The 19,900-nt window shown below is 74.0% G+C and carries 2 protein-coding genes; one reads left to right on the top strand and one right to left on the bottom strand.

Going from position 1 to position 19,900, the window contains the following annotated elements; all coding sequences use genetic code 11:
* Positions 1-21 precede the first annotated feature (21 nt).
* Positions 22-17,733, bottom strand: coding sequence for a non-ribosomal peptide synthase/polyketide synthase (locus AB0M80_RS18715; protein WP_364565973.1), 17,712 nt, complete (start codon positions 17,731-17,733; stop codon positions 22-24).
* A 1,690-nt stretch (positions 17,734-19,423) separates the two neighbouring features.
* On the opposite strand from AB0M80_RS18715, the gene AB0M80_RS18710 reads away from it, so the two are divergent.
* Positions 19,424-19,813: an Lsr2 family protein gene (locus tag AB0M80_RS18710; RefSeq protein ID WP_364565970.1), complete on the top strand. Its 390-nt coding sequence runs from the start codon at positions 19,424-19,426 to the stop codon at positions 19,811-19,813.
* Positions 19,814-19,900 lie beyond the last annotated feature (87 nt).

Raw genomic sequence — 19,900 nt, 5'->3', positions numbered from 1 at the left:
CCTTTCCGGTAAGGGGTTTGCTCAGTGGTCGTGGCCGGCGGCGAGCCGCTCGAGGTCCGCCAGGACCCGTTCTTCGACGAGCTCCGCCAGGGCCAGCACGGTGCCGGCGGTGAGCACGTCCTTGGGGGTGAGCTCGACGTCGAAGGCGGACTTCGTCATCGAGGTGATCCGCAAGCTGCGCAGTGAATCGCCGCCGAGGGCGAAGAAGTTGTCCTCGACGCCGACCCGGTCGAGTTCGAGCGCCTCGGCCCAGATCGCGGCGAGGACCTCTTCGGTCTCGGTTTCCGGGGCCGCGTACCCGGCGCTCTCCACCGGCGCGGCCGGGGCGGGCAGCGCCCGCCGGTCCAGCTTTCCGCTGGCCGTGAGGGGAAGCGCGTCGAGCCGGACGAACGCGGCGGGCACGAAGTGGGCCGGCAGGGCCGCGGCGACGTGCTCCCGCAGCCGGGGCCCACTGCCCGGATCGCCACTGCCCGGCTCGCCCACCACGTAGGCGATCAGCCGCTGGTCGGCCGCGACGACGGCGGCGTCGCGGACGTCCGGGTGCTTGCGCAGGACCGCCTCGATTTCGCCGGGCTCGACGCGGAAGCCGCGGATCTTGACCTGGTCGTCGGCGCGGCCGAGGAACTCCAGCGTGCCGTCGGCCCGCCACCGCACCAGGTCGCCGGTGCGGTACATCCGCTCCCCCGGCGCCCCGAACGGATCGGCGAGGAACCGCGTGGCGGTGAGCCCCGGCCGGTCGAGGTACCCGCGGGCGAGCCCGGCACCGGAGACGTACAGCTCCCCCGCGACGCCGATCGGCACCGGGCGCAGCGCGGCGTCGAGGACGCGGACGCGGGTGTTGCGGATCGGGCGGCCGATCGGCGGGGTGGCGCCGGGTTCGAGCGGGTCGCTCCAGGTCGCCACCACGGTGGTTTCGGTGGGCCCGTAGGCGTTGATCATCCGGCGGCCCGGTGCCCAGCGGGCCACCAGGTCGGCCGGGCAGGCTTCGCCGCCGACCACCAGGGTGCGGAACGCGGGCAGGGCCACGTCGGGCACGCTCGCCATGGCCACCGGCGGGATCAGCGCGTGGGTGACGCCTTCGTCGCGCAGCACGGCGGCGAGGTGGTCGCCGAGCAGCGGCCCGGGCGGCGGCACGACCAGCGCGGCCCCCGCGGGCAGCGCCATGGCCAGCTCCAGCACCGACGCGTCGAAACTCGGCGAGGAGAACTGCAGCACGCGGTCGCCGGGCCGGACGTCGAAGTGGGCGATTTCGGCGCCGGAGAAGCTCGCCAGGCCGGCGTGGGTGACGACGACGCCCTTCGGGGTGCCGGTCGAGCCGGACGTGTAGATGACGTACGCCGGCGCGGACAGCGACACCGACCGGGCGGCAAGTGGGGCGGCCGGGCCCTGGGCCTCCGAGCCGTCGAGGACGAGGACGTCGTCGACCGGCAGCGGCGTCCCCGGCTTGGTCACCACCACGACCGGCTTCGCGTCGGCGAGCATGAACGCGATCCGCTCGGCGGGGTAGTCGGGGTCGACGGGCAGGTAGGCGGCGCCGGTCTTGAGCACGGCCAGCTGCGCGACGACGATCTCCACCGAGCGCCCCAAGGCGAGCGCGACGATCCGCTCCGGACCGGCACCGCGGGCGGCCAGCAGCCGGGCCAGCCGGTCCGCCCGGGCGTCGAGTTCGGCGAAGGTGAGCCGTTCGTCGCGCGAGACCACGGCGACGGCGTCGGGTGTGCGGGCCGCCTGGGCCTCGATCAGGTCGGTGAGGGTGACCGGCGGTACCTCGTGGTGGGTGTCGTTGAACGCCACGAGGAGCTGCTCGCGTTCGGCGGCGCCGAGGGCGTCGAGTTCCCGCAGCGGCCGGGCCGGGTCTTCGGCGATCGCCTCCAGGAGGTGTTCCAGCTGACCGGCGAGCCGCTGGATCGTCGCCTCGTCGAACAGGGCCTGGTCGTAGCCCAGGCCGAGCGACAGGCGCGGGCCGGGCGCGGCCACGACGCTGAGCGGGTAGCTGGTCGTCTCCATCGCCTGCAGCTCGCGCAGCCGCACGCCGTGCGCGGCGACATCGTCCGCGGTGACCGGGTAGTTCTCGAACACCACGATGCTGTCGAACAGGTTCCGGCCGCCCTCGACGCCGCTCCAGGCCTGCACCGCGGTCAGCGGGACGTGCTCGAACCGGCGCGACTCGGCTTGGGCGGCCTGCAGGCCGCGCAGCCACCCGGCGACCGGGGCCGCCGGGTCGGCGGTGACCCGCACGGGCAGGGTGTTGATGAAGATGCCGGTGATGTCGTCGACCCCGGCCAGCCCGGCCGGGCGGCCGGACACGGTGGCGCCGAAGCAGACGTCGTCCTCGCCGCTGTGCCGGGCCAGCAGGAGGGCCCAGGCGCCCTGCACGACGGCGTTGACGGTGAGCCGCTCGCGCCGGGCGAACGCCGCCAGCCGGCCGGTCGCCTCTTCGCCGAGGTCGCGGCCGACCCACGTCGACGAACTCGCTTCGTGGGCGGACGCCGGGATCCGGTCGTAGGGCAGCGGCGTCGGCTCGGTGACGTCGGCGAGCTCGCCGCGCCAGTACTCTTCGGCGCCATCGGAGTTCTGGCCGCTCAGCCAGGTGACGTAGTCGGCGAACGGCCGGCGGTGCGGCAGGGCGGGCGGGGTGCCGTCGCGCAGGGCCGCGTAGGCGGTGCAGACGTCGGAAAGCACCTGGAAGACGCTCCAGCCGTCCAGCAGGACGTGGTGGAACGTCCAGACGAGCTGGACGGCGTCGTCGGCCAGGCGGGCCACGGTGACCCGCAGCAGCGGCGCGGTCGCGAGGTCGAACGGCCGCGCGCGGTCACCGGCGAGCAGTTCGCGCAGGGCCTCTTCGCGGTCGCGGTCCCGCCAGTCGAGCTCGGTGACCGGCACCCGCGCCTCGCGGTGGACCACCAGCAGCGGCTCGGGGACGTCCTCCCAGACCACGCTGCCGCGCAGGACCGGCGTCCGGTCGACCACGTGCTGCCAGGCTTCGCCGAGCACCCGCGCCTCGGTGACCCCGTCGAGGACGGCGGTGACCTGTTCGAAGTAGACGCCTTGGGACTGCTGGGAAAGCCCGTGGAAGACCATCCCGGCCTGCATCGGGGTCAGCGGGTGGACGTCGGCCACGGCGCGGCCGTCACCGGCGATCCGGTCCACCTGCCGCTGGTCCAGCCGGGCCAGCGGGAAGTCGCTCGGCGTGCGCCCGCCCGCGCCGGGCTCGGCGCAGTGCGCCACGGCTTCGCCCAGCGCGGCCACCAGCTCGGCGGCCAGCTTCTCCACCGTGGCGGCGGTGTGCGTGTCGCGCGAGTAGTACCAGGTCAGTTCCAAGGTCTCCCGGTCCACCCGGCCGACGACGTCCAGCAGGTGCGCCCGGCCCGCGCCGTCGCCGACCGCGGAGTCGAGGCTCCCGGCGGCCCCGTCGAGGCGGCCCAGGTAGTTGAAGCTGATCCCGGGTTCGAGCGCGGGCGCGGTCCCGGTCAGGTACCGCAGCGCGCCGAAGCCCACCCCCCGGCGCGGAACGGCGCGCAGCTGTTCCTTCACCGACTTGAGCAGGGCGCCCCAGTCGTCGTCGATGCGCAGCGCGACCGGGTAGAGCGAGGTGAACCAGCCGACCGTGCGGGACAGGTCGACGTCGTCGAACAGGTCCTCGCGGCCGTGGCCCTCCAGGTCGATCAGCACGCGGTCGCGGCCGGTCCAGCGGGCCAGCACCCGGCCGAGCGCGGCCAGCAGCACGTCGTTGACCTGCGTCCGGTAGACGCCCGGGACGTCCTGCAGCAGCGCCCGGGTCAGCTCGGCGTCCAGCCGCGCGGTGACCGTGCCGGTGCCCTCGGCGGCGGCGTAGCCGTCGACCGGCAGGGTGGCGTCGACGGCGAGCGCCTCGCGCCAGTGCGGCAGTTCGTCGTCGAAGCCGCCGGCCTCGGCGTGGGCGGCGAGCCGGTTGGCCCAGTCGCGGTACGACGTCGTCTTGGGCGGCAGCGGGTCGCCGCGGTAGGCGGTTTCCAGGTCCTCCAGCAGGATCCGCCACGAGACGCCGTCGACGACGAGGTGGTCGACGGTCAGCCGCAGGGTCGCCGGGTCGAGCAGTTCGGCGGTGAGCAGCGGTCCGCGGGTCACGTCGATCGTGGCGTCCAGGATCTCGGCGGGCTCGGCCGGGGCGTTGTCCTGGCCGTCACCGGTGAACCGCATCCGCAGCGCGTCGTGGTGCGCGGCCAGGGTGGCCAGCGCCGCCCGCAGGGTCTCGACGTCGTAGGGCCCGGCCCGCTCGATCCGGACCGACTGGGTGAACTCGTCCGGCTCGCCGAAGTCCCCGGCGAAGAACCAGTGCTGGATCGGGGTCAGCGGGGCGGGGCCGCTGACCGGCCCCTGCTCGGCCACGGTCACCGCGGCCGAGCCCGCCGCGACGGCCAGCGCCGCGACGGTCTGGTGGGCGAACAGGTCCCGCGGGGTGAGCGCGAGGCCGTGGCGCCGGGCCCGGGAGACGACCTGGATGCTGAGGATCGAGTCGCCGCCGAGCTCGAAGAAGTTGTCCTCGACGCCGACGCCCGGCACCCCGAGCACGTCGGCCCAGACCTCGGCGAGCACGCGTTCGGCTTCCGTGCGGGGCGGGACGTATCCGGCCGCCGGCTCCGCGGCCGGGGCCGGCAGCGCCCGCCGGTCGACCTTTCCGTTGGCGCTCAGCGGAAGCGCGTCGAGCGTCACGAACGCCGACGGCACCATGTAGTCGGGCAGGTCCCGCTGCAGCCACGCCCGCAGGTCGGCCGTGGCCGCGGTGGTGACGACGTAGGCGACCAGCCGCCGGTCGAGGTGGACGACCACGGCCTCGGCCACGTCCGGGTGAGCGGCCAGCGCCGTCTCGATCTCGCCGAGCTCGATCCGGAAGCCGCGGACCTTCACCTGGTCATCAGCCCGGCCGACGAACTCCAGCACCCCGTCACCGGACCAGCGGACCACGTCACCGGTGCGGTACATCCGCTCCCCCGGCGCCCCGAAGGGATTGGCCACGAACCGTTCCGCGGTGAGGCCGGACCGGCCGAGGTACCCGCGGGATACACCGGTGCCGGCGACGAACAGCTCCCCCGTCACCCCCGGCGGGACCGGCCGCAACCCGGCGTCCAGGACGTAGGCGGCCATGTTGTCCAGCGGCCGCCCGATCGGCATCGCCTCCGGCACGCTGTCTTCCGGCGCGAGCACGAACCGGCTGGCGAAGGTCGTGGTCTCGGTGGGGCCGTAGCCGTCGACGACAGTCAACCCGGGGCAGGCGTCCCGCACCTGGCGGACGGCGGCCGCGGGCACCACGTCACCGCCGGTCCACACCTCCCCGACACCACGCAGGCACGCGGGATCCTCCTGCGCCAGCAAGCGGAACAGCCCGGCGGTCAGCCACAGCGCGGTGACACCCCGCTCGGTGACCATGCGGCGCAGGACGTCGGCGTCCACGTCTCCCGGCGGCGCGACGACCACGCGGCCGCCGTTGAGCAGCGGCACCCACACCTCGTAGGTCGAGGCGTCGAACGCCTGCGGGGAATGCAGCAGCACGGTGCGGTGCGCCTCGCCGGCGAACGAGGAGTCCGAGGCCAGGCCCACGACGTCGCGGTGGGTCACCGCCACGCCCTTGGGCTTGCCGGTCGACCCAGACGTATACATCACGTACGCCAAGTTCCCGGGCTGCACAGGAACATTCGGCGCACCCTCCGGGCCGGTCTCGTCCACCCCGGCCATCGGTCCACTGTGGACATCCCGATAGGACTCTTCCGCGATCACCACGGAGACGCCCGCTTCGGCCAGCACCAGGCGCATCCGGCTCGCCGGGGCGCGCAGGTCGACCGGCACGTACGCGGCACCGGCCTTGAGCACCGCCAGCTCGGCGACGACCACGTCGGCCGACCGCTCCAGCAGCAGCCCCACCCGGTCCTCGACCCGGACACCCAGCTCGATCAGCCGGGACGCGAGCCGGTCAGCGCGAGCATCCAGCTGCGCATACGTCAGGTCATCGACCGCAAGCGCGTCCGGGGTCCGGCGGACCTGGTCGGCGAACCGGCTCACCACCGTGGCGTCGGCCACCGGGTGCGCGGTGGCGTTGAACGTGCGCAGCACGCGCTCGCGGTCGTCGTCGGTGAGCAGGTCGAGCTCGCCGACCCGCAGGCCGGGGTGGGCGGTGATGCGTTCCAGGGCGAGCAGCAGCTGCCCGGCCAGCCGGTCGATCGTGGCCCGGTCGAACAGGTCCGGGTCGTGGTCGAACGACACCGAAAGCCGCTCGCCCGGCGTGACGACCACGCTGAGCGGGTAGTTGGTCGGCTGCAGCTCGCCTTCCTCGTGCAGGCCGATCCCGTGCGCGGCGACGGCCTCGGCGTCGAACGGGTAGTTCTCGAAGACCAGGATGCTGTCGAACAGCGTGGTGCCACCCGCCCAGCCCTGCAGCTGGGCCAGGGACACGAAGTCGAACCGGCGCGAGCGGGCCTGGGCGGCTTGCAGGTCCCGCAGCCACGCCGTCACGGTGAGTCCGTCGTGGACGGTCACCGGGGCGGGCAGGGTGTTGATGAACAGCCCGGCCATCGCCTCGACGCCCGGCAGGTCGGCGGGCCGCCCCGACACGGTGGTGCCGAAGACGACGTCGGATTCCCCGCTGTAGCGGGAAAGCACGAGGCCCCACGCGCCCTGCACGATCGTGTTGAGCGTCAGGCCGGCGCGCCGCGCCAGCTCCCGCAGCCCGTCGGCGGGTGCCGACACCCGGACCGACGCGGCGGACCGCGCGCGGTGGGCCTCGACCGGGCGGCGGTCGTAGGGCAGCGGCGTCGGCGTCCGCAGGCCGGCGAGCTGTTCGCGCCAGTGGTGTTCGGCGGCCGTGGTGTCCTGCCGGCCGAGCCAGCGCAGGTACTCCCGGAACGGCGGGCGGTGCCCCGCCCCGGCGGCGCCGGCGTACCGGGCGCACACCTCGCCGAACACCTGCGCGGCGCTCCAGCCGTCCAGCAGCACGTGGTGGAACGTCCACACCAGCAGCACGTCGCCGCCGGGGAGCCGGGCGAACGCCAGCCGCATCAGCGGAGCGGCCGTCAGGTCGAACCCCTGCGCGCGATCGGCTTGGAGGAACCGCTCCTGCTCGCAGGCGCGCTCGCCGTCGTCCAGCGCCGTCCAGTCGAGGTGGACGACCGGGACTGCGGCGGTCCGCTCGACGACCTGCACGGGCTCGTCGAGGCCGTCCCAGACGACGCGGCTGCGCAGCACCGGCGTGTCCGCCACGACCCGCTGCCACGCCCCGGCCAGGCGCTCCGGGTCATCGATGCCGGACAGCCGCAGCCGCACCTGGTTGAGGTAGGTCCCGGCCTCGCCGTCGACGAGGCTGTGGAAGACCATGCCCGACTGCATCGGGGTGAGCGGGTAGATGTCCTCGACCGTCCGGCCGGTCCCGGCGAGGCGGTCCACCGCCGCCTGGTCGAGGCGGGCCAGGGGGAAGTCCGACGGCGTCCGGCCGCCGGCGTCCGGCCGGGCGCAGTGCCCGACGATCCCGGTGAGCGCGGCCAGGAGCGCGTCGGCCAGCCGCCGCACGGTGGCCTCGGTGTGCACGCCCGCGGAGTAGTGCCAGATCAGTTCCAGCTCGTCGCCGACGACCGCGCCGACGACGTCGAGCTGGTGCGCGCGGGTCTGCTCGGGGTGCGCCGCGCCGCCCAGGCCGCCGCCGTGGTCGAAGCGGCCCAGGTAGTTGAAGCTGATCCTGGGTTCGAGGCGCGGGGCGGTGCCGGTGAGGTGGCGCAGGGCGCCGTACCCGATCCCCCGGCGGGGAATCGCGCGCAGCCGTTCCTTCGTGATCTTCAGGGCTTCGCCCCAGTCCACACTGGACGACGACGTCAGCTCGACCGGGAAGATCGAGGTGAACCAGCCGACGGTGCGGGACAGGTCGATGCCTGCGAACAGGTCTTCCCGGCCGTGGCCTTCGAGGTCGACCAGGACGCGGTCGCGGCCCGTCCAGTCCCGCAGGACGCGGGCGAGCGCGGTCAGCAGGACGTCGTTGACCTGCGTCCGGTACGCCCCCGGCACGTCGTGCAGCACCGCACGGGTCGGTTCCGCGGGCAGCCGCACGACCACCGACCGCGCCGAGCCGTAGGTGTTGTCGCCCGTCGCGTCGACCGGCAGCGCGGGATCGGCGTCGATCGCCGCCCAGTGGGCGAGTTCGTCGTCGAAGAAACCCTCGGTCGCATGGCGCGCCAGGGTGCGCGCCCAGTCCCGGAAGGACGTCGTCCGGGGGGCGAGCTCGCCGCCGGCCAGGAGGGTTTCCAGATCCTCCAGGAGGATCCGCCACGACACGCCGTCGACGACCAGGTGGTGCGCTTCGAGCGTCAGCGTCGAGCCGGCCAGCTCGGCCCGCAGCAGCGGCCCCTTTTCGAGGTCGATGGTGGCGCCGAGGACGTCTTCGGCCTCGGGCGCGTGGTGCTGGCCGTCGGGGGTGAACCGCAGCCGCAGGGCGTCGTGGTGCAGCTGGAGATCGCGCAGCGCGCGGCGCAGCACCGCCGGGTCCGGTGGGGCCGGCAGTTCCACCGACACGGACTGGACGAACTGTCCGGGGTGCACCGGACGCGGGTCGAGGTACCAGTGCTGCACCGGCGTCAGCGGCACCTCGCCGGTCACCGGCTCCACGTCCGCGGCGGCCACGGCGGGGGCGGCCGGGGTGGCGGCGAGTGCGAGCGCGGCGACGGTCGGGTGGTCGAACACCTGGCCCGGCATCAGGTCCAGCCCGGCCCGGCGCGCCCGGGAAACCACCTGGATGCTCAGGATCGAGTCGCCGCCGAGCTCGAAGAAGTTGTCGTCGGCGCCGACCCGGTCCACCCGCAGCACCTCGGCCCAGATGCCGGCGAGCAGCCGCTCGGCGTCCGTGGCGGGCTCGCGGTAGCCGAGCCCGGAAACGAAGTCGGGGGCGGGCAGCGCCCGGCGGTCCACCTTCCCGTTCTCGTTGAGGGGCAGCGCTTCCAGCGGCACGAACACCGCCGGCACGAGGTAGTCCGGCAGGGACCGGAGCAGGAACTCGCGCAGGTCCGGTGTCCCGGTCGCGACGACGTAGGCGACCAGCCGCTTGCTCCCGGCGTGCTCGGCCGCGATGACGACGGCCTCGGCGACGTCCGGGTGGGTGGTCAGCGCCGTCTCGATCTCGCCGAGCTCCACGCGGAAGCCGCGGATCTTCACCTGGTCGTCGGCGCGGCCGACGAACTCCAGCACGCGAGCGCGGGTCCACCGGACGAGGTCGCCGGTGCGGTACATCCGGGCCCCCGGCGCCCCGAAGGGGTCGGCCAGGAACCGTTCGGCCGTCAGCCCCGGCTGCCCGAGGTAGCCCCGGGCCAGCCCGGTGCCGGCCAGGTACAGCTCGCCGACGGCTCCCGGCGGCACCGGGCGCAGCCCGTGGTCGAGGACGTAGGCCGCCGTGTCGTCCAGCGGCCGCCCGATCGGCAGCACGTCCGGCACCGGCTCGCCCGGCGGCAGGGGGAACCGGGTGGCGAAGGTCGTGGTCTCGGTGGGGCCGTAGACGTCCACCACGGTCAGGCCGGGACAGGCCGCCGCCAGCTGGCGCACCGCGGCGGGGGGCACGACTTCGCCGCCGGTCCACACCTCCCGGACGCCCCGCAGGCAGGCGGGATCCTCCTGCGCCAACACCCGGAACAACCCCGACGTCAAGAACACCGCGGTCACCCCGTGCGCGGTGACGACCCGGCGCAGCACGTCGGCGTCCAGGTCGCCCCGCGGCGCGACGACGACCCGGCCGCCGTTCAGCAGCGGCACCCACAGCTCGTACGTCGACGCGTCGAACGCGAGCGCGGAGTGCAGGAGCACGGTCCGGTGGGCGGGGACGGCGAACGACCGCTCGCGGGCCAGCCCGACGATGGCCCGGTGGCTGACCGCCACCCCCTTGGGGGTCCCCGTCGAACCCGAGGTGTACATGACGTACGCCAGGTTTTCCGGCCGGATCGGCACATCCGGCGCCGCGGACGGCTCGTCACCGAGCCGGTCGAGCGACACCGTCGGTCCACTGTGGACGTCCTGGGCCAGCGCCAGCCCGGCGTCGTCGGTGACCAGCACGCGCACGCCGTCGAGCAGCGCCGTCAGCCGGCTCCGCGGCGCGCGGGCGTCCAGCGGCAGGTACGCGCCGCCGGCTTTGAGCACCGCGAGTTCGGCGACGACGACGGCGGCCGAGCGGCCGAGCAGCAGGCCCACCAGGCCGTCCCGCCGGACCCCGAGCCCGAGCAGGTGGCAGGCCAGCCGGTTCGCCCGGGCGTCCAGCTCCGCGTAGGTCAGGGTTTCTTCACCGGTGACGGCGACCGCGTCCGGAGTGCGGCGAACCTGTTCGGCGAACAGGGCCGGCACGGTCGTGTCCGGGTGCTCCTGCGCGGTGTCGTTGCCCCGGTCCACGACGTCGCGGTGCTCGGCGTCGGTGAGCATGCGCAGCCGGGCGAGCGGCTCGTGCGGCCGGGACGTGAGCTCGGAGAGCAGGGTCTCCAGGTGCCCGGCGAACCCGGCGATCGTCTCGGCGTCGAACAGCTCGGGGTCGTAGCCGAAGCCCAGGTCCAGCCGCTCCTGACCGGGGTAGGCGACGACGCTGAGCGGGTAGTTGGTCGTCTCCACGCCCCGCAGGTCCTGCAGCCCCAGTTCCGCGGTGACCGGGTAGTTCTCGAAGACCAGGAGGGTGTCGAACTCCCCGCCCCAGCTCTGCAGGCGCGCCAGGGAGAGGTGGTCGTACCGCCGCGCCTCGGCTTGGGCGTCCTGGAAGGCGCGCAGCCACTCGACGGCACCGGCCTGCTCGTCGACGTCGGCGACGACCGGCAGCGTGGTGATGAACATCCCGGTGATCTCGTCGGCCCCGGGCAGCTCGGCGGGCCGTCCGGCGACGGTGGTGCCGAAGCAGACCTCCGGCCGGCCGGTGTGGCGGGCCAGCAGGACCGCCCAGGCGCCCTGGACGAGGGTGTTGAGGGTCAGCCCGTGGCGTTGCGCGGCGGTGCGCAGCGGCCCGGCGGGCAGCTCGATCCGCAGCGCGGCCGTCGACTCGACCGGGTGCCCGTCGGGGGCGCGGTCGGTGCGCAGCCGGACCGGCTCGGGCCGGCCCGAAAGCTGGGCGCGCCAGAACCGTTCCGCCGCCGGCTGGTCCTGTTCGGACAGCCACCGGACGTGGTCGCGGAACGGGCGGCGCGTCGGCAGCGGACGCCCGGCGTGCGCCGCCGAGACGTCGGAGAGCACCTGGAACAGGCTCCAGCCGTCGAGCAGGAGGTGGTGGAACGTCCAGACCACGCGGACCTCGGTCGCCGAGACCCGGGCGAGCAGCAGCCGCATCAGCGGGATCTCGCCCAGATCCAGGCCGGCGTCCCGGTCGGCCGCCAGCACGGTGTCGAGGTCCTCCGGCTCGGTGGTCCAGTCGCGGTATTCGACGGGGAGGGTGACCTGCCGGTGCACCACCTGCACCGGGGAGTCGAGGCCGTCCCAGACCACCTGGCTGCGCAGGACCGGCGTCCGGTCCACCACCCGCTGCCAGGCCCGGCCCAGTGCGGCCGGGTCGGGGACGTCGCTCAGCACGAACGTCACCTGCTGGAGGTAGGCGTGGCGGCCGCCGCCGGTGAGCCGGTGGAAGAGCATGCCGGACTGGGCGGGGGTGAGCGGGTAGATGTCCTCGACGTCGCGGCCGTCGCCGGCGAGCCGGTCCACCGCGGCCTGGTCGAGGGCGGCCAGGGGGAAGTCCGACGGCGTGCGGCCGCCGGCCCCGGGTTCGGTGCAGTGCGCGACGATCTCGGCCAGCCCGTGCACGAGGTCGTCGGCGACGGTCCGGATCGTGGCTTCCTCGTGGAGCTGCGCCGAGTAGAACCAGGTGATCTCCAACCGGCCTTCGGTGACCCGGGCGACGACGTCGACGGCGTGCGCGCGGACGTCGCCGGAGTGCTGGGAGAGCTCGAGTTCCCGCTCCAGCCCCCGGTAGAGCTCACCCTCGACCTCGAAGCGGCCGAGGTAGTTGAAGCTGAGCCGGGGCGTCACCGCGGGAGCGGTCCCGGCGAGGTGCCGCAGCACGCCGTAGGACAGGCCACGGGCGGGGATCGCCCGCAGCTGCTCCTTGACGGACTTGAGCAGGCTCGCCACGCCGGCGTCGGGGACGTCGAGCGCGACGGGGAACAGGGAGGTGAACCAGCCGACCGTGCGGGACAGGTCGACGTCGTCGAACAGCTCCTCGCGGCCGTGGCCCTCCAGGTCGATCAGCACGCGGTCGGCGCCGCTCCAGCGGCGCAGGGCGCCGCCGAGCGCGGCCAGCAGCACGTCGTTGACCTGGGTCCGGTAGACGCCGGGGACGTCCTGCAGCAGCGCCCGGGTCAGTTCGGCGTCGAGCCGGGTGGTCACCGTGCGCGTGCTCGCCACCGTGTTGGCGCCGTCGGTGTCCAGCGGGATCTGGGTCCCCTCGATCGCCTGCCAGTACGGGAGGTCGCCGTCGAAGGAGTGCCCGGCGAGCCGGTCGGCCCACTCCTGGAAGGACGTCGTCCGGGCGCCCAGTTCCCGTCCGTGGTAGGCGTGGTCGAGGTCGTCGAGGAGGATCCGCCAGGAGACGCCGTCCACCACCAGGTGGTGCACGGCCAGGCGCAGCGTCGTGCCGGTGAGCTCCGCGCTCACCAGCGGGCCGTGTTCGAGGTCGATCGCCGCACCGAAGACGTCCACGTCGGCGGGCTCGGCGTGGAACTGCGTCCAGCCTTCGGGTGTCTCGCGGAAGCGCAGCCGCAGGGCGTCGTGGTGGGCGACGACGGCGTTCACCGCCGTGCGGAGCCGGTCTTCGTCGACGTCGACGGCGAGCCGGACGCTCAGGTGCTGGACGAAGTGGTCCGGGTCGGCCGGGTCGGTGTCGAGGAACCAGTGCTGGATGGGGGTGACGACCACCTCGCCGGTCGCCGCGGGCCGCTCCGCCGCGGCGGGCGCGACGGTGCCGGCCGCCGCGGCGAGCGCGGCGATCGTCTGGTGCCGGAAGACGTCCTTGGTGGTGATCCGCAGGCCGGCCTTCGCCGCCTCGGACACCAGCCGGATGCTGAGGATCGAGTCGCCGCCGAGCTCGAAGAAGTTGTCCTCGACCCCGACCTCGGGCAGCCCGAGTGCTTCGGCCCAGATTGCGGCGAGCAGCCGTTCGGTCTCGGTGCGCGGCGCGACCCGGGTGGTGCCGCCCGCCCAGTCCGGGGCGGGCAGGGCGCGCCGGTCGAGCTTGCCGCTGGGGTTGAGCGGCAGCCGCTCGAGCGGCACGAACGCCGAGGGCACCAGGTGGGCGGGCAGCGAGGCTCCGAGGAACTCCCGCAGGCCGGCGGGGGCTTCGGGCACGACGTAGGCGACCAGCCGCTGGTGCCCGGCGTCGGTGCGCGCGACCACCACGGCCTCGGCGACGTCCGGGTGCTGCCGCAGCGCGGCCGCCACCTCGCCGGGCTCGATCCGGAAGCCGCGGATCTTGACCTGGTCGTCGGCGCGGCCCAGGTACTCCAGTTCGCCCTGGGTGTTCCAGCGCACGACGTCGCCGGTCCGGTACATCCGCGCGCCCGGCTCACCGAAGGGATCGGCCACGAACCGGCCGGCGGTCAGGCCCGGCCGGCCGAGGTAGCCCCGGGCCACCCCGGCGCCGCCGAGGTGCAGTTCGCCGGGCACGCCGACGGGCACCGGCCGCAGGCCGCGGTCGAGGACGTACGCGTGGATGCCGGCGATCGGGCGGCCGATCGGCGGGGTGCGGTCGGTGTCGTGGTACCACGCGGTGGCGTACACAGTGGACTCGGTCGGCCCGTAGATGTTGGCGATCCGGCTGTCGGGCAACGCTTTCCGGATGTCGTGCAGCGCGTGCAGCGTCAGCGCTTCGCCGGCCAGGACCACTGTGGAGGGTCGCACCGACACCGCGCCCTGGGCCAGCAGCTGGGCGAACGCCGAAGGCACGCCGCTGACCAGGCCGACCGGCCGGTCGGCGGCCGGTCCCTCGCCGAGGGCCAGCACGTCCCGGACGATCTCGACGGTGGCGCCGGTCATCAGCGGCGCGAAGATCTCGAACACCGAGACGTCGAAGTTGAGCGACGTCGACGCGACCACGGTGGTCCCGGGGCGCAGGACGTCCGCGAAGTCGGTGGCCGCCCAGGCCATCAGGTTCGCCGCGCTGCGGTGGGCGACCACGACCCCCTTGGGGCGGCCGGTCGAGCCGGACGTGTGGATCACGTAGGCGGGGTGGGCCGGCTCGGTGGCGCGGCCGACCGGTGCGGCGGACCGGCCGTCGAGCAGGCCGGGGTCGTCGAACGCGAGGGCGGGGACGGTGCCGGGCCCCCGGCCGTCCGGGGTGAGCAGCAGGGCCGGGGCGGCGTCGTCGAGGATCAGCCGGATCCGGTCGGCCGGGTAGGCGGGGTCGACCGGGAGGTAGGCGGCGCCGGACTTGAGCACGCCGAGCAGCGCGACGAGGATCCGTTCCGTGCGCGGCAGCGAGACGGCGACGAACCGTTCGGGCGCCGCTCCCCGCTCGAGCAGCACCCGGGCCAGCCGGTTGGCCTGCTCGTCGAGCTCGGAGTAGGTGAGCCGGCGATCCTCGCAGACGACCGCGACCGCGTCCGGTGTCCGGGCCGCCTGGGCCTCGAACAACTGCGGCAGGGTGGCTTCCGGAACTTCGAGCACCGGGCCGCGGGAGAGCTCGTGGAGGCGGGCCAGCTCGGCGCCGGCCATGATCGGCAGCTCGGCCACCGGCCGGTGCGGATCGGCGACCACCGCCTCGGCCAGCACCCGCAGGTGCCCGGCGAAGCGGTCGATCGTGGCGGCGTCGAAGAGCGCGGTGTCGTACTCGATCGCGACGCTCCGGCCCTGCGGCTGGAACTCCAGCACGAGGTCGAACCGGGCCCGGGGGCGGGGCAGATCGTGCTCGCCCAGGCGGAGGGCGCCCGCCTCCCGGGGCCGGACGAGGTCCTGCTGGAGCACCAGCAGGACCTGCACCAGCGGTGTCCGGCTCGGATCACGGGCCGGCCGCAGGTCGTCGACGACCTGGTCGAAGGGCACTTCGCCGGCGGCGAACGCCGCCAGCGTCGTCTCCTTGACCCGGCCGAGGAATTCGTCGAACGGCTGGGCCGGGTCGACCGCGGACCGCAGGACGAGGGTGTTGACGAAGAACCCGGCCAGCCGTTCGAGCTGGTCGTGGTCGCGGCCGGACACCGCGGTGCCGACGGCGACGTCGTCCTGCCCGGTGTAGCGGGCCAGCAGCAGCTGGACCACCGCGGTCAGCGTGGTGAACAGGGTCGCGCCGGTGTCCTGGCCCAGTGCGGCGAGGCCGGCGGGCAGCTCGTACCGGCGGATCGCCCCTCGGGTGCTGCGCACGGGCGGGCGGGGGCGGTCGGTGGGCAGTTCGAGGGGCTCGAGGCCGGCGAGCTGCTCGCGCCAGTACGCCAGCTGCCGATCGCGCAGCGGCCCGGCCAGCCGGTCGCGGTGCCACCGGGAGTAGTCGCGGTAGCCGATCTCCGGCGGGTCGGGCTTCTCGCCCGCGTAGAGCGCGGCCAGCTCGTCGACGAGCAGGCCGACCGACCAGCCGTCGGTGACGATGTGGTGCTGGCACAGCAGGAGCAGGTGCTCGCCGGGACCGCGCCGGATCAGCAGGGCGCGGGTGAGCGGCCCGGTGCTCAGGTCGAAGGGGCGGTCCAGTTCGGCCGCGAGCTGCGCGTCGAGGTCGGCCTCGGCGTCGGCTTCCCGCAGCGGGATGGTCCCGGTGTCCGCGATGACCTGGACGCCCTCGCCGTCGACGGTCCGGAACGTCGTCCGCAGCGGCTCGTGGCGCGCGGCCAGTGCGTCCAGCGCGCTGCGCAGAGCCTCGCGATCCAGCGGGCCGGAGAGGGTGAGGCCGACGCCGGCGTTGTACTCGGTGCTGCCGGGGTCCTGCTGGTCGAGCACCCAGAGGCGGCGCTGGACCGGCGACAACGGCACCGCGGCGGCGTGGGCCGCGGGCTCGATCCGGCCGGCCGGGGCGCCGTCGTCGGGCAGCAGCTCGGCGAGTTTCGCGACGGTGCGGGCGTCGAACACCACCCGCGGGGACAGCTCGGCCCCGAAGCGGGCGCGGATCCGGGCGAGCGCCCGCGCCCCGAGGATCGAGTCCCCGCCGAGTTCGAAGAAGTCCGCGTCGACGCCGATGTCCGGCACGCCCAGCACGTCGGCCCAGATTTCGGCGAGGGCCCGCTCGGCCGGGGTCCGGGGCGCGGTGTGCGCGGCCCGGACCTGGGCCTGCCAGTCCGGGGCCGGCAGCGCGTCGCGATCGAGCTTGCCGTGGTGGGTCCGCGGCATCTCCGCGAGCTTGATGACGGCGGCCGGGACCATGTACGGCGGCAGCCGGTCGGCCGCGGCGGCGCGCAGGGCCGCCGGATCGGCGTCCCCGACGACGTAGGCCACCAGGCGTTTGACGCCGGGTGCGTCCTCGCGGGCGACGACGACCGCCTCCCGGACGCCCGGGCGGCCGAGCAGCAGCGCTTCGATCTCCCCGGGCTCGATCCGGAAGCCGCGGATCTTGACCTGGTGGTCCGCCCGCCCGACGAACTCCAGCTCGCCCGCGCCGGTGCGGCGGACGACGTCGCCGGTCCGGTACATCCGGGCGCCGGGACCGCCGAACGGATCGGCCACGAACCGGCTCGCGGTCAGCCCCGGCCGGTCGAGGTAGCCCCGGGCCAGTGCCGGGCCGGCGAGGTAGAGCTCCCCGGTGGCGGCCGGGCGCAGTGCCTCGTCGAGCACGTACGCGGTGGCGCCCGGCAGCGGGCGGCCGATCGGGGGCGTGCCCCCGGGGACCAGCGGATCGCTCCAGGTCGCCACGACGGTGAACTCGGTGGGGCCGTAGGAGTTGATCATCCGGCGCCCGGGTGCCCAGGTCCGGACCAGTTCCGGCGGGCACGCGTCCCCGCCGACGATCACCGTCCGGAAGTCCGGCAGCGAAGCGGCGTGCTCGGCGGACAGCGTGGCCAGCGCGACCGGCGGGATCAGCGCGTGCGTCACCCGGTGCTCGGCGAGGACCTCGGCGAGCCGGTCGCCCAGCAGCGGTCCGGGCGGGGGCACGACCAGCGCCGCCCCCGCCGGCAGCGCCATGCCCAGTTCGAGGATCGACGCGTCGAAGCTCGGCGACGAGAACTCCAGGACCCGGTCGCCGGGCCGCACGTCGTAGCGGTCCCGCATCGCGGCGAAGAACCCGGCCAGGCCGCGGTGGGTGACGAGCACGCCCTTGGGCACCCCGGTCGACCCGGACGTGTAGATGAGGTACGCCGGGTGGTCGACGTGCAGTGGGCGCGTCCGGTCCGCGTCGACCGGGTCGCCGTCGGGCAGGCCGTCGAGCAACCCGGGTTCGTCGAGGTCCAGGGTGGTGGCCGGGCCGACGCCGGCGGGGTCGGTGGACGAGCGGGTCACGACGAGCACCGGCCGCGCGTCGGACAGCACGAAGGCGATCCGCTCGGCGGGCTGGTCGGGGTCGACGGGCAGGAAGGCCGCGCCGGCCTTGGCCGCCGCCAGCTGCGCGACGACGAGGTCGGCCGACCTCGGCAGGACGAGCGCGACGAGGCGTTCCGGGCCGCACCCGTGCCGGATCAGCAGCCGCGCCAGCCGGTTGGCCCGTGCGTTCACCGTCGCGTAGGTCAACGTGCCGTCGGCCCCGGTCAGCGCCGGTTCCGCGGGGGTGCGAGCGGCCTGCGCCTGGAACAGCTCGGCGAGGGTACGCGCGGGTACCGATCTGTCGTCGTCGGCGTCGGGAACCGAGACGTCGTATTGCGGCATTGCTGGAACCTTTCGAGCACGGGGTGACGTCAGCGCAGGGCCGTCCGGGCGCTGGGAGAGGACGCGCAGGTGGGGCCTGCGACCAGGGAATTCGCGGAATGCGGTGGCGCTTCGGGCCGGATCGGGGCTTTCCTTCCGCCACGGTCACCGGGAAGCACCGGTACTTTTTGCCACTCGTTCAACAGTTCGGCCCGGCGTGCCACACACCGGACGAACCCACGGGAACGAGCGCAAGACAACATTGATCCTTTCCACTGTGCAGCCGCGCGGCGACCCCCGGAAACAGTTCCGATTTCGACGGCACCCCGCGGCGCCGATTAGGCCCCAGCGACCGTCGAACGCTCGCGACAACCGGCGTTCTGGTTGCGTCAGGTCAGTCATCCGGTAGTCAAGTGCCCCCAAGACCAGCCGGATTGGCCTCACGCTACCCAGTGGACGCCCTGCTCGTACCGCCGAACGGAGCATTGGCGAAAATGTCCAAAAAATCGCGCCGGTTTACCCAGACAGCGAGTAGTACAGCGCCGATTATTGTTCACTCTTCTGCCGGAAAATGTTACCTCGATTGGGAGGTTTGAGTTTACGACAGGGCGCTCACCTGCGCAGACCCGTCGCCATCCGCGTGACGATCGGAGCCGGGAGACGGGATACCGCGAAGCGGGCAACTAACGAAAGTTGTGCTTCACCTTACGGGACGTCACCCGATTGGCGGGTAACGGGTAAGGCTCGAGGCCGTCGACGAAATGATCGATTGCGAGGCGGCGCCCGATCCCCCGGCGAAGATCCTTCGCGCGCCGCCGTCAAGCGGACAAATTTCCCACGGGAATGCGACCGCCCACGATTGGCGCGCCCGTCCCCGGGGGGGACGTCACCGATGCGCGGCGGCCACGCACGCGGGCTCCTGACACCGGCGAGCATCCGTGGCCGGACGGAAGTGTCACCGATCGGTCACGCAGAGTGCCGGAAGTGGCGCTGGTGTTCGCGGGCGCCGGGGGTTCGCCCCACAGGTCGAGGGCCCGGCCGAGAGCCGCACCCGTTCGCCGCCGCCGTGCCCGCCCGGCGAAGGGACCGGCGGAGGGCGGACGCTAGGTCGCGGACGCGCCGGCTTTCACGGCACCGGGGCCGCCGGCTCGTCGAGCCCTCCGGCGACCGCAGGCGCACGGGCCTCGCCCGGCGTACCCCCGCGCGGTCGCGGACCCGGCCGATCGCGGCCCGCGGGCGGGCACACCGCCGCACCGGGCGCACGGCTTCGAATTCGTCCGACGCCGATCATCGAGCGAAATCGACGGGCGTTTTCCGTTTTCGCGCGACGGGCCGGGCCCGCGTCGACGTCACCAGCCATTTCACCCGGTCGCCGACGGGCGTCGACGGCCCGCCCCGCCCACCGGGAAAGTCCACTTCGGACCGGTGACCCCGCCGGCACGGGCTTCGAGGAGCACCGAAGACCCCGGAAGAACCGGTCCGAAGTCGTTCTTCACCCGTTGAGGCGATGTCGGCCCATTTCGCGGACCTCGCCGACCTGGACGTCCGGCACCCGCTTCCCGCCGATGCGGGCAATTACGCCGAACGGACCCGCCCACCTTTCCGGGCGGGTGAAATTTCCTTTCCGGCCCGGTTCTGGATACACTTCCCGACGAACGCTGCGCATTGTGGTGTCGCGTTCCTGGACGCACATCCACCAGAGGAGCATGAAGTGGCCCAGAAAGTCTCCGTCGAGATCCTCGACGACATCGACGGCAGCACCGCCGCCCAGACCGTCCAGTTCAGCCTCGACGGCGTCACCTTCGAAATCGACCTTTCCGACCGGAACGCCACCGCCCTGCGCCACGTGCTGAGCCGCTACATCGGCGCCGGCCGCCGCATCGGCGGGCGCAAGGTCCGCGTCGCCACCGGCCAATCGACCAGCACCTCCGACCGCGAGCGCAACCAGCAGATCCGGGCCTGGGCGAACGCGAACGGCTTCGAAGTCTCCGAGCGCGGCCGGCTCTCCTCGGGAGTGGTCGCCGCCTACGAGGAGGCGCACGGCACCGACGTGGAATCGACGGCGCGGTCCCCACGAAAGCGCAAGAAGGTCGCCGCCTGACTCCGATTACGGCAGGCATTGCCGCGCGAAGCGCACGAAGAGCGCCGCGCGCACGGCTGAGGCCGCCGGAAAGAACAAGACTGTTTC

The organism is Amycolatopsis sp. NPDC051045, assembly GCF_040682955.1.
Lineage (GTDB): Bacteria > Actinomycetota > Actinomycetes > Mycobacteriales > Pseudonocardiaceae > Amycolatopsis.
This window is presented reverse-complemented; position numbering and strand designations above follow the sequence as displayed.